The organism is Haloactinospora alba, assembly GCF_006717075.1.
GTDB lineage: Bacteria > Actinomycetota > Actinomycetes > Streptosporangiales > Streptosporangiaceae > Haloactinospora > Haloactinospora alba.
The window spans coordinates 199,009-210,775 of the sequence record NZ_VFQC01000001.1 but is presented as its reverse complement, the minus strand read 5'-3'; the positions used below and the strand labels follow the sequence as shown (position 1 = coordinate 210,775).

Annotated in this window: 11 protein-coding genes and 1 tRNA gene; 4 read left to right on the top strand and 8 right to left on the bottom strand. The window is 69.3% G+C overall.

All coding sequences use genetic code 11. The annotated features are described in order from the left end of the window. Positions 1 to 10: 10 nt before the first annotated feature. Positions 11 to 1,108, top strand: a complete 1,098-nt coding sequence (locus FHX37_RS00980; RefSeq protein WP_141921596.1) for an oxygenase MpaB family protein — start codon at positions 11 to 13, stop codon at positions 1,106 to 1,108. Between the two features lie 40 nt (positions 1,109 to 1,148). Here FHX37_RS00980 and cysN read toward each other — a convergent pair whose 3' ends face one another. The 8 genes from cysN to FHX37_RS00940 all read right to left on the bottom strand — a co-directional run bounded on the left by cysN (position 1,149) and on the right by FHX37_RS00940 (position 9,160). Then, positions 1,149 to 2,417, bottom strand: a complete 1,269-nt coding sequence (cysN, locus tag FHX37_RS00975) for a sulfate adenylyltransferase subunit CysN (protein ID WP_141921595.1) — start codon at positions 2,415 to 2,417, stop codon at positions 1,149 to 1,151. Between the two features lie 156 nt (positions 2,418 to 2,573). Then, positions 2,574 to 3,506: a sulfate adenylyltransferase subunit CysD gene (gene cysD, locus FHX37_RS00970; RefSeq protein WP_141921594.1), complete on the bottom strand. Its 933-nt coding sequence runs from the start codon at positions 3,504 to 3,506 to the stop codon at positions 2,574 to 2,576. A gap of 42 nt (positions 3,507 to 3,548) precedes the next feature. After that, entirely contained in the window at positions 3,549 to 4,340 is a 792-nt protein-coding gene (locus FHX37_RS00965; protein ID WP_141921593.1) for a 3'(2'),5'-bisphosphate nucleotidase CysQ, read from the bottom strand. Positions 4,341 to 4,676: 336 nt separating this feature from the next. After that, positions 4,677 to 5,279, bottom strand: coding sequence for an aminoacyl-tRNA hydrolase (pth, locus tag FHX37_RS00960; protein WP_246061971.1), 603 nt, complete (start codon positions 5,277 to 5,279; stop codon positions 4,677 to 4,679). 117 nt (positions 5,280 to 5,396) lie between these two features. Then, complete coding sequence (locus FHX37_RS00955; RefSeq protein ID WP_141921591.1) at positions 5,397 to 6,065, bottom strand: 50S ribosomal protein L25/general stress protein Ctc; 669 nt, start codon at positions 6,063 to 6,065, stop codon at positions 5,397 to 5,399. A 234-nt stretch (positions 6,066 to 6,299) separates the two neighbouring features. Further along, on the bottom strand, positions 6,300 to 7,274 hold the full coding sequence (locus FHX37_RS00950) for a ribose-phosphate diphosphokinase (RefSeq protein WP_141921590.1): 975 nt from the start codon (positions 7,272 to 7,274) through the stop codon (positions 6,300 to 6,302). Between the two features lie 25 nt (positions 7,275 to 7,299). Continuing rightward, complete coding sequence (gene glmU, locus FHX37_RS00945; protein WP_141921589.1) at positions 7,300 to 8,772, bottom strand: bifunctional UDP-N-acetylglucosamine diphosphorylase/glucosamine-1-phosphate N-acetyltransferase GlmU; 1,473 nt, start codon at positions 8,770 to 8,772, stop codon at positions 7,300 to 7,302. Between the two features lie 315 nt (positions 8,773 to 9,087). After that, a tRNA-Gln gene (locus tag FHX37_RS00940) sits at positions 9,088 to 9,160 on the bottom strand. A gap of 330 nt (positions 9,161 to 9,490) precedes the next feature. Here FHX37_RS00940 and FHX37_RS00935 point away from each other — a divergent pair. The 3 genes from FHX37_RS00935 (at position 9,491) to FHX37_RS00925 (ending at position 11,697) form a co-directional block, all read left to right on the top strand. After that, entirely contained in the window at positions 9,491 to 10,462 is a 972-nt protein-coding gene (locus FHX37_RS00935; RefSeq protein ID WP_394344463.1) for a fatty acid desaturase, read from the top strand. A gap of 14 nt (positions 10,463 to 10,476) precedes the next feature. Further along, a complete protein-coding gene (locus tag FHX37_RS00930) occupies positions 10,477 to 11,130 on the top strand; it encodes a TetR/AcrR family transcriptional regulator (protein WP_141921587.1) in 654 nt (217 codons plus the stop codon). 63 nt (positions 11,131 to 11,193) lie between these two features. Beyond that, positions 11,194 to 11,697 (top strand): MarR family winged helix-turn-helix transcriptional regulator, encoded by a 504-nt coding sequence (locus FHX37_RS00925; RefSeq protein WP_141921586.1) that lies wholly within the window; start codon positions 11,194 to 11,196, stop codon positions 11,695 to 11,697. The last annotated feature ends 70 nt before the right edge of the window (positions 11,698 to 11,767 follow it).

Here is an 11,767-nt window from a genome sequence, read left to right as displayed (position 1 = left end):
GGAGCCGGAGTTGGCCCTCACCTACGACGACTACCTCACCGACCTCAAACACGCCGGTGACCCGGACGCTGACGCCGTCGTCCGGGAACTCCTGGACAACGGCCAGGTCAACAGCGTCAACGAACTGTTCCGGGAGTTCGGCGCGGCCGACCAGGACGTCCCCTCCCAGGCCCCGCCGGTCCTGGCCGACTACCTGGAGAAGACCCGGAGCTTCCCCGACTGGATGGAGTCCCAGCGGCTGGACGACATCGCCGAGTTCTTCCAGCACCACCACCTCGCGGCCTCGGCCATCCAGGCGACGGCCGGGCTGGTGGGTACCTACCTCTCCCCCGTCGGCGCGAAGACGCTGCTGTCCACCCACCAGCTCTCGCAGCAGCCGCACCGGCGCCTCTCCCAGTCGACGCGGCTGTTCATGGGCATGGGGGACGAGGACGCGTTCACCGACCGCTCCAAGCTCGTCCCCACCTGCCAGAAGGTCCGCCTCGTCCACGCGGCGATCCGGGAGCTCCACCGCCGCTCCGGCGAGTGGGACACCCAGCGGGACGGCGCCCCGGTCTCCCAGCTCTACACCGCCGGGGCCGCCGTCGTGTTCTCCGTCGGCGCGCTGGACGCGATGGAGCGTATCGGAGTGTCGGTCACAGAGCGCGAGGCCGACGGGTTCTACTACGCCTGGCGCGTCGTCGGGCACTTCCTCGGCATCCCGGACGCGTACATGCCCGCGAGCCGCGCCGAGGCCAAGAACCTGTGGGACGAGGCGCGGGACCGGGAGTGGGCCCGCAGCGACGAGGGCGTGCTGCTGACCCGGGAGTGCATCGACCTCTACGAGTCCTACATGCCCCCGGGCCTGGAGGGTGCCGTTCCGGCGTTCCTGCGGCTGGCGCTGTCCGACACCTACGCCGACATGATGGAGGTGCCCCGGTCGGCCTACGACCTCGGTGCCGACGCCCTGTCGACCGGAGCGTCAGCGCTGCTGGGCAGCTCGGCGACGCAGAACGCCGCGGTGCGGCCGGTACTGGACGCGCTGAGCACCGGGGTGGAGCGGGTGAGCCGTGAGGCGTTCACCCACGGGCAGGAGACCGAACCCCAGATGTCCGACCGTATCCAGTGACGGTCCCGCTGTCCCGCCGGTCCGCCCGGCGGGACAGCTCTCACTCGGCGTCCACGACCATCCCGGCACCCACGGTCTCGTTGGTGTCCGGGTCGATGAGGATGAACCCGCCGGTGAGCCGGTTGTCGCGGTACTCGTCGACGAACAGCGGGTCGGCGGAACGCAGGCTCACCCGGCCGATCTCGTTGAGTCCCAGCTCGGCGGCCTCCTCGTCGCGGTGCAGCGTGTTGACGTCCAACCGGTAGTACAGGTCGCGCACCATCACCTTGGCCGTGCGGGTGGTGTGCTTGACCAGCAGTTTGGACCGCGGCGTCAGCGTCCGGCCCGGGGACATCCACGAGATCATCGCGTCGACGTTCTGGGCGGAGCGCGGCCTGTTGTGCGGCCTGCAGATCATGTCACCGCGCGAGACGTCGATGTCGTCCTCGAGCAGCAGCGTCACCGACATCGGCGGGAAGGCCTCGTCGACGTCCCCGTCCGCGGTCACGATCCGCTTGATCCGGGTGTTCAGGTCCGACGGCAGGTGTGTCACCTCGTCGCCCGGTTTGAGGACGCCGCCGGCCACCCGGCCGGAGTAGCCGCGGAAGTCGTGCAGCTCCGGGTTGTCGGCCTTGTGCGGCCGGACGACGTACTGCACCGGGAACCGCACGTCGATGAGGTTGCGGTCGGAGGCGATGTGGACGTTCTCCAGGAGGTGGAGGAGGGACGGCCCCTCGTACCACGGCATGTTCAGCGAACGCTCCACCACGTTGTCGCCGTGCAGCGCCGAGATCGGAACGAACGTCAGGTCGTTGACGTCCAGCTTCGCGGCGAACTCGGAGAACTCCCGCTGGATCTCCTCGAACCGCTCCTGGGAGTAGTCCACGAGGTCCATCTTGTTGACCGCCAGCACCAGGTGCGGCACCTGGAGCAGCGAGGCGAGGAAGGCGTGCCTGCGGCTCTGCTCCTGCAGCCCGTTGCGGGCGTCGATCAGGATGACCGCAAGGTCCGAGGTGGACGCCCCGGTGACCATGTTGCGGGTGTACTGGACGTGGCCGGGCGTGTCGGCGATGATGAACGTGCGGCGCGGCGTCGCGAAGTACCGGTAGGCGACGTCGATCGTGATCCCCTGCTCACGCTCGGCGCGCAGCCCGTCCGTGAGCAGTGCCAGGTTGGCCTGTTCCTCGCCGCGGCCGCGGCTGGTCCGCTCGACCGCGTCGAGCTGGTCCTCGAAGATGGACTTGGAGTCGTAGAGCAGCCGGCCGATCAGTGTGCTCTTGCCGTCGTCGACGGATCCGGCTGTTGCGAACCGCAGAATGTCAGTACTCATGTGCAGGTGTCCCAAAACGGTGGCGGTGGAAACGGTCGCGTGAGGCAGCGGTGTCCGGAGGCGTCCCGGGGACGGGGCGGGCCGCCGGCACGTTCGCGCGTGGCTCGCCGGCGCGCCCCGGTACGGGCGTTGTACCCGCTACTACCCGCGCCTGGATCAGAAGTAGCCCTCGCGTTTGCGGTCTTCCATCGCCGCCTCGCTGGAGCGGTCGTCGGCCCGGGTCTGACCGCGCTCGGTGACCCGGGTGGCCGCGATCTCGGCGATGATGTCATCCAGCTCGACGGCGGTGGAGCGGACAGCTCCGGTGCAGGAGATGTCCCCGACGGTGCGGTAGCGCACCGTCGCCTCGAACGCTTCCTCGTCCGCACCGCGCTGGGTCACCGGGTGGTCGGCCAGGAGGATGCCGTCACGCTCGAACACCTGGCGTTTGTGGGCGTAGTAGATCGAGGGCAGCTCCAGCCGCTCCCGGGCGATATAACCCCATATGTCCAGCTCGGTCCAGTTGGACAGGGGGAAGACCCGCATGTGCTCCCCCGGCTTGATCCGGGTGTTGAACGTGTTCCACAGCTCGGGCCGCTGCCCCTTGGGGTCCCACTGACCGAACTCGTCCCGGAAGGAGAACACCCGCTCCTTGGCGCGGGCCTTCTCCTCGTCCCGCCGGGCCCCGCCGAACACGGCGTCGAACCGGTGCTTCTCCAGCGCCTCCAGCAGCGCCGGGGTCTGCAACCGGTTGCGTCCGGCCGAGCGTCCGGTCGGTTCGGTGACCTTGCCCGCGTCGATCTGCTCCTGTACCGAGGCCACGACCAGCTCCACGCCCGCCTCAGCGAGGCGGCGGTCCCGGAACTCCATGACCTCCTCGAAGTTGTGCCCCGTGTCGACGTGCATCACGGGGAACGGGATCGCCCCCGGCCAGAACGCCTTCTCCGCCAAGCGCAGCATCACCAGGGAGTCCTTGCCGCCGGAGAACAGCAGCACCGGCCGCTCGAACTCCGAGGCGACCTCGCGCATGATGAAGATCGCTTCTGACTCGAGAACGTCCAGCTGCGAGAGCTGGTAGTTCCCCTTCACTGGTGTATCGGTCTGATCCATAAATTCGCCTCTGTGTCCCGGCGCCTTATCGCGAGGGTGCTGTCACTCTCCCGAGTGGGGCCCCGCGCCGTCCCGATCCGCGACATCGCGGATACTTGCCAACAACATGCCCGACAATTCCGGTCGACATACCAGAATATCGGGTAGCCAGGGCTCTTCCCCGTTGTAGGTCAGCCTCGACCCGTCGATCCGCGAGGCGTGCAGACCCGCCTCCCGAGCGACGGCCACCGGCGCCGCGCTGTCCCACTCGTACTGCCCGCCGGCGTGCACGTAGATGTCGGCGATTCCCAGCAGCACGGCACAGATCTTCGCACCGGCCGAGCCCATCGGGACCACCTCGGCCCCGAGCTGTGTGGACATGCGCTGGACGAACTCGGGAGAACGCGTCCGGCTGGCGGTGATCCGCAAGCGCTGCCCGGCGGGCCGCTCCTCGGGCAGCCACGGCGGGTCCACCGTCGACAGTGTGCTCCCCTGCGCCGGCAGGGCGACCGCGCCCGCGGTCAGTTCACCGTTCTCCCACAGGGCGACGTGCACCGCCCAGTCGGTGCGGCCCGACTCGGAGAACTCCCGCGTGCCGTCGAGCGGATCGATGATCCACACCCGCTGGGACTCCAGCCGCGCCTCGTTGTCGGCCCCCTCCTCGGAGAGCACCGGGTCGCTGGGGCGCAGCCGGCCCAGCGCGGAGAAGAGGAACTCGTGCGAGGTTCGGTCACCGAGCGTACGCAACACCTCGGGCTCGTCGAAGCCGTGCTTCGCCCGCAGCTTGAGCAGCTGCTGGCCCGCTTCGGTCGCGAGATCGCGTGCCACCTCATGATCGTTTCGGATGTTGTTCACCGGACTCAGTATGCTCCCGCCCACGGACTGACGCTGACCATGCCCACCGCACGCGACTCGGACGTTCGGGAACGGCGGCCAGCTTCCCACGTTACGCGGACCCGAACACTCGGGTCCCGGCGGCCGGGCCGCGTTCCGGCGCGCCCGCCCACGACGGCGCCCGGGACACGTTCCACCGACGGACCGGTCCGAAGCGGCAGCGTGCGCCGCCCGGCGTCCGGGCCTGTGGTGGCCCCGGAGGCCGCACCACCCGCGCCCGCCGAGCCGGAACCGCCCGCCTACCCGGTGGGGTCGGTGTCGTGGGGCGGTCGCCGCCGCGCGGCGCGCTGAATTGGATCACGACACAGTGTGATACACGTGCTGGGCTTTCTCCAAACCCTGAGCCAACACGGTCCGCACCGCGTCGGTGCCGCGCTCGACGGTGAGCGCGAGTTCCTTGCGTTCCGCGGTGGAGAAGTCCGAGAGAACGTAGGCGGCGACGTCCGTCCGGCCGGGCGGGCGGCCGATCCCCATCCGCAGCCGGACGTAGTCCGGCCCGCCCAGCGAGGAGGTCAGCGAACGCAGGCCGTTGTGCCCGCCGCCGCCACCGCCGCGTTTCAACCGCAGTGCCCCGTAGGCGACGTCCAGTTCGTCGTGCACCACCACGATCCGCTCCAGCGGGACGCGGTAGAACCTGCTCAGCCCGGCGACCGGACCGCCGGAGAGGTTCATGTAGGACTGGGGCTTCGCCAGGATGACGGGCCGCTGTTCGAGCCGCGCCTCGGCGACCTGTGCGTTGGTCTTGTGCCGCTTCCAGCGCTCGCCGCACTGTTCCGCGAGCGCGTCCAGCACCATGAAACCGATGTTGTGCCGGTTCCCGGCGTACTTCGGGCCGGGATTGCCCAACCCCGCGACCAGCCACCGCTGGGCTTCGCCCGCGTTCTCCCCTGAGGGGGCCACCTCCGCGCTCCCGTCCGCATCGGGGCCGGGTGTCTCGCCCCGGCCGAAACGCGCGCGGCCCCCCAACCACCGTGGGAGGCCGCGCGTCCGCATCGAAACCGAAATCCGGTCCGGCGGTTACTCGGAGGACTCGGAGGACCCGGAGGACCCGGACCCCTCGGTGGACTCGGACGCCTCACCGCTCGCCTCGGCTGCCGCTTCCTCGGACTCGGCCTCGGCCTCCTCGGTCTCGGCCTCCGGAACGGCCGCCTCCTGCTCGCCGGAGAGCGTGAGAACGATGGTCTCCGGGTCGCCCGACAGCGTGGTGCCGGCGGGCAGGTTCAGGTCACCGGCCGTGACGTGCGTCCCGACCGGGAGCTCGGAGATGTCGTAGTTGACACCCTCCGGGATGTGGGTGGCCTCGGTCTCGACCTCCACCTGAACAAGCTCCTGGTTGAGCACGCCGTCGGTGGGCACCTCGCCGGTGAGTGTCACCGGGATCTCCACGTTCACCCGCTCGCCCTTCTTCACGACGATGAGGTCGACGTGGGTGAGGAAGCCCTTGATGTCGTCGCGCTGCACCTCCTTGGGCAGGACAAGGTTGTTCTTGTCCACGCCCTCGACACGCAGCAGCACGTTCGGGGTCTTCATCGCCATCATCAGCTCATGGCCGGGAAGGGAGATGTGGCGGGGCTCAGTGCCGTGGCCGTAGAGCACGGCCGGCACCTTCCCCGCGCGGCGGGTGCGACGTGCGGCGCCCTTGCCGAATTCCGTGCGCGGTTCGGCCGCGATGCGTACCTCGGACACGACAAAACTCCTCGGGATCATCCCCGCATTGCCGGGGAACACGACTTCTGCACAACAACATCCCGCGCGGGCGGGAAGAACGCGCGGGACCATCCCCGCGGAAACAGGGCGCACAACCGCACCACGCCGGACCACACGCTCCTGCGTGTCGGAGCCCGTAGCCACCACAGGGCACGGGGAGACTCAACCCAGTCTAAGGGCTACACCGACAGCTTCGTACACGGCCCCGGTGGGTCAGGGGTCCTCGAACAGGCTCGTCACCGAGCCGTCGCTGAAGACCTCGCTCACCGCACGAGCCAGCAGCGGAGCGATCGACAGCTGGGTCAGCTTCGGGAACTGCCGCTCCTCGAGGATCGGGAGGGAGTTCGTGACCACCACCTCGGAGATGCGCGAGTTCTGCAGCCGCTCGGCCGCCGGGCCGGACAGCACCCCGTGGGTCGCCGCGGCCAGTACCTCCTTGGCCCCCTGCTCGACCAGCGCGTCCGCCGCCTTCACGATCGTGCCGGCCGTGTCGATCATGTCGTCGACCAGGATGCAGGTGCGGCCCTCGACCTCACCCACGACCTCGTGCACCTTGACCTGGTTGGCCACGTCCGGGTCGCGGCGCTTGTGGATGATCGCCAGCGGCGAGCTGAGCCGGTCGGCCCACCGGTCGGCCGTGCGCACCCGTCCCGCGTCCGGGGAGACCACCGTTGCCTCGGAGCTGCTCACGCGCCCCTTCATGTAGTCCGACAGCAGCGGCAGCGCGACCAGGTGGTCCACCGGCCCGTCGAAGAAGCCCTGGATCTGGTCGGTGTGCAGGTCCACGGCCATCAGCCGGTCGGCGCCGGCGGTGCGGAACAGGTCGGTCATGAGGCGCGAGGAGATCGGCTCGCGCCCCCGGTGCTTCTTGTCCTGGCGCGCGTAGCCCAGGAACGGCGTCACCACGGTGATGCGTTTGGCCGAGGCCCGCTTCAGCGCGTCCACCATGATGAGCTGCTCCATGATGGACTCGTTGATCGGGTCGGCGTGGCTCTGCAGGACGAACGCGTCACTGCCGCGTACCGACTCCAGGAAACGCACGTAGGTCTCACCGTTGGCGAAGTCCTCGAACTTCGTCGGTGCGACATCGATACCGAGCTGTTCGGCCACCTGGTCGGCCAGCTCCGGGTGGGTACGCCCGGAGAACAGCATGAGCATCTTCTGTCCCGGAGACTTCATCCCGGTCACTTTTGAGATCCCCCACAGACACTGATTATTCGCCGTCGTCGGCGCTGTCCGGCTTCGTGCCGTCGTCGTCCGCCCCCTCGGCGGCCTCGGCCGCCGGTGTTCCCGGACGTTTGCGCCGCACCCACCCCTCGATGATGCGCTGCTCGCCGTGTGTGACGGACAGCGCACCGGATGGGACGTCCTTGCGGACCACCGTTCCCGCACCGGTGTAGGCGCCGTCCCCGACGCTCACGGGAGCGACGAACATGTTGTCGCTGCCGGTGCGGGCGTGGTCCCCGATCGTGGTGCGGTGCTTGTCGACACCGTCGTAGTTGACGAACACCGAGGACGCCCCGATGTTCGCGCCCCGTCCGATGTCGGCGTCACCGACGTAGGTCAGATGCGGGACCTTCGCCCCCTCCGCCACGGTGGAGTTCTTCACCTCGACGAAGGTTCCGGCCTTGGAACCGCTGTCGAGCCGGGAACCCGGACGCAGGTAGGTGTAGGGCCCGACTTCCGTCTCAGGGCCGATCTCGGCCGAGTACGCGACCGTGTGGGAGACGTGCGCGTCGTCCCCCACGCGGGTATCGCTCAGCAGGGAGCCCGGGCCCACCCGCGCCCCCTCGCCGATCTCGGTGCTTGCGCGCAGTTGGGTCTGTGGTTCGACGACAGCGTCCACGCCGATCCGGACGTCGGTGTCCACCCAGGTCGAGGCGGGGTCGACCACCGTGACGCCCTCGCGCATGTGCCGGGTGAGCAGCCGGTCGTTGAGCAGCCGCCGGGCCTCGGCGAGTTGGACGCGGTCGTTCACGCCCTGGATCTCCACCCAGTCCGCGGCCGGGGCGGCGCCCACCCGGTGGCCGTCGCCGCGCAGGATCCCGGCCGCTTCGGTGATGTACTCCTCACCCTTGGCGTTGTCGGTGGAGAAGCGCTCGACGACGCTGGTGAGAAGCGCGCCGTCGAAGGCGTACATCCCGGAGTTGATCTCGTGTATCCCGCGCTGGCGCTCCGTCGCGTCGGCGTGTTCGACGATGCCGGTGAACACTCCCTCGGCGTCGCGCACCACCCTGCCGTAGCCGGTGGGATCGGGAACCTCCGCGGACAGCACGGTGACGGCGTTGCCCTCCGACTCGTGGGCCGCGACGAGGTCGTCGAGGGTGCGCCCGCGCAGCAACGGGGTGTCCCCGTAGGCGAGCACCACCGTGCCGGAGAGGCTGACACCGCGCGAGGCGAGCTGGGCCACGGCCATACGTACGGCGTGGCCGGTGCCGTTCTGCTGCTCCTGCAGGGCGGTACCCACGTCGGGGGCGGTGTCGGCGAGGTGGCGGGTGACGCGCTCCCGGCCGGAGCCGACGACGACCACGGTGTGCTCGGGCTCCAGCTCGTGCGCTGCGGCCAGCACGTGGTCCAGCATGCTGCGTCCGCAGATCTCGTGCAGAACCTTGGGGTGCCGGGACTTCATCCGAGTGCCCTCGCCCGCGGCGAGGACGATGACGGCAGCGGGGCGGCTCGCACTCACTGGCGGGACTCCTCGTAACGCTGGCGGATCGGGTGGCGACCTGTGGGTCGGCGTGCGACAGGACGCATCCGCGGTGTCACACGGGTGCGTGGATAAACGAGCGTACCGCCGCGCGCGGGTCTCCCACCGCGGCCGCGGACGCGGATGGCCTCACGAGGCCGACACCGGCAGCATACACGCGCTCGGCCCGCGCTGCGGATCGGTGCCGGGCCAGCGTACCGGGCGGTTCGGGGAGAGCCCGGGGCGTGCGGGAGCGGGAGCGAAAGACCGCAGCCGCGAGTGTGTGGTTTCTTACCCGCGGGCTGGGTGGGTGTGCTCCCCGGCCAGGGATCGAACCTGGACTCTTCAGAACCAAAATCTGACGTGTTTCCGATTACACCACCGGGGACCGCCTGCGGCGGGCGCGAGACGCGCCCGGGCGCGGACCCGTCGCGGGCCCGCCTGGGCCAACGATAGCCGCTCTGCCCGATCTCGGCATCCCGATAGTACCGCCCGCACCCGGATGTGGCGCCCGCCACGCCGCAACGGGCCGCCGGGCGCGGGCGCTTCCGGTTCTTTCCGCTGCGATTTCGACCCCGGAATTGGCTAACCTACGGCATCGTAAGTTACGGTTACGTAAGGATAAGTTACAGGACCGCCGGGCGATCGGGCACGGAGAGCGGGAAACATGAGCCCGCTTCGGACGAATCGCACGGCTTTCCGGACCCGAGGTGGGAAATTGACCGCAGCACCCGAGATCACCCCAGAACCGGCGCCGAGACCGGCGCCGAAGAACGCTCCCGAACCGGAGCTGGACCCGGAGGGCCGCGGCAAGGCCGAGCGCTACACGGTCTTCGCGTTCGTTTTCATCCCGCTGCTGGCACTGGCGGCCGCCGTCCCCCTCGCGTGGGGTTGGGGTCTGACCCTGACCGACATCGTCATCGGCGCCGTCTTCTACCTCGTCAGCGGCCTGGGCGTCACCGTCGGCTTCCACCGGCACTTCACGCACGGTTCGTTCAAGGCCAACCGCCCGCTGCGCATCGCCCTGGCGATCGCCGGGAGCCTCTCCATCCAGGGCAGCGTCATCAAGTGGGTGGCCGACCACCGGCGCCACCACAAGTACGCCGACGTGGAGGGCGACCCGCACTCCCCGTGGCGGTTCGGCGACGACTGGCGCTCGGTGGCGAAGGGCCTGTACTACGCCCACATGGCGTGGATGTACCTGGACGAGCAGAAGACCTCGCCCAAGCGGTTCACCCCGGACCTGCTGAAGGACCGGGACGTCGTCAAGGTCGACAAGATGTTCATCCCGCTGGTGCTGTTCAGCCTGCTCAGCCCCGGCATCATCGGCGGCCTGGTGACGATGTCGTGGTGGGGTGCGGCCACCGCCTTCTTCTGGGCCGGCCTGGTGCGGGTGGGTCTGCTGCACCACGTGACCTGGTCGATCAACTCCATCTGCCATACGATCGGTGAGGAGAACTTCGAGGTGCGGGACCGCTCGCGCAACGTGTGGTGGCTCGCCATCCCGTCGTTCGGCGAGTCGTGGCACAACCTGCACCACGCCGATCCCACCTGCGCGCGGCACGGGGTCCTCAAGGGACAGATCGACATCTCCGCCCGGACGATCTGGGTGTTTGAAAAACTGGGATGGGCCACTAAGGTCCGTTGGCCGAAACGTGAGCGTCTGGAAGCCAAACGCGTCAGCGCCTAGACTGATTGGCCATCATGGGAGCCGTGAGCGAACAGAAGGGCCGGTCGCGCCGCAAGCGCATGACCGGCAGACAACGCCGGGAGCAACTGCTCGACATCGGCCGGGAGCTGTTCGCGCAGCGCGGCTTCGACGGCACGTCGATCGAGGAGATCGCCGCGCGTGCGGGCGTCTCCAAACCCGTGGTCTACGAGCACTTCGGCGGCAAGGACGGTATCTACGCCGTGGTCGTGGACCGCGAGATGCGCACGCTGCTCAGCATGGTCGTCGAGTCGCTGACCGGCGACCATGCCCGCGCCAAGCTCGAGGGTGCCGCGATGGCGCTGCTGGCCTACGTGGACGAGTGCAGCGACGGGTTCCGGATCCTGGCCCGGGACTCGCACGCCGCCTCCGGCACGGGGAGTTTCGCGAGCCTGATCAGCGACATCGCCACCCAGGTGGAACACGTTCTGGTCGAGGAGTTCAACGAGCGCGGCTACGACCCGAAGCTGGCGCCGATGTACGCGCAGTCCCTGGTCGGTATGGTGGCGCTGACCGGCCAGTGGTGGCTGGAGGTGCGCAAACCCAAGCGCGAGGTCGTGGCGGCGCACCTGGTGAACCTCTCCTGGAACGGCCTGTCCAGCCTGGAGGCCAAGCCCCAGCTGGAGACCCTGAGCAACCGGGCGGGGTGACACTTTCGGGCCGGATCCGCGCCTCCCGACTTTTCTCTTGATATCAAGAGATATGCTGCGCGTATGCACGATGAGGTTGACGGGCTGGTCACGGCGTGGCGCGCGGAGCGTCCCGATCTCGATGTGGAACCGCTGCAGGTGCTCAGCCGGGTGTCCCGCCTGGCACGGCACCTGGACCGCGCCCGGCGCGCGGTGTTCACCAAGCACAACCTCGAACCGTGGGAGTTCGACGTTCTCGCCGAGCTGCGCCGCGCGGGTCCCCCCTACGAGCTCACCCCCGGACGGTTGCTGCGCGCGACCCTGGTGACCTCGGGGACCATGACGAACCGGATCGACAGGCTGGCGGAGACGGGGCTGGTGGGACGCCACCCCGACCCGGCGGACAAACGGGGGGTGCTGGTGCGCCTCTCCGAGGAGGGCAGGGAACGCGTGGACGCGGCGCTGTCCGACCTGCTGCGCTACGAGGAGTCGATCCTGCGGACCCTGCCGCGCGAGCAGCGCACACAGCTCGCGGGACTGCTGCGCTCCCTGCTTTCCCCGCTGGACGACGGACCTGAGGGTGCCTGAGGCACCGCCCGGCCGGCGTCAGGCCGGCCGGTGGGCGCCGCCCGCGACGGGCGGCGCGTCCAGCGCCACG

Excerpts from the sequence above, each read along its gene's own strand:
- cysN (WP_141921595.1), bottom strand. The coding sequence starts at position 2,417 with ATGAGTACTGACATTCTGCGGTTCGCAACAGCCGGATCCGTCGACGAC.
- cysD (WP_141921594.1), bottom strand. The coding sequence starts at position 3,506 with ATGGATCAGACCGATACACCAGTGAAGGGGAACTACCAGCTCTCGCAG.
- FHX37_RS00930 (WP_141921587.1), top strand. The coding sequence starts at position 10,477 with ATGGGAGCCGTGAGCGAACAGAAGGGCCGGTCGCGCCGCAAGCGCATG.
- FHX37_RS00925 (WP_141921586.1), top strand. The coding sequence starts at position 11,194 with ATGCACGATGAGGTTGACGGGCTGGTCACGGCGTGGCGCGCGGAGCGT.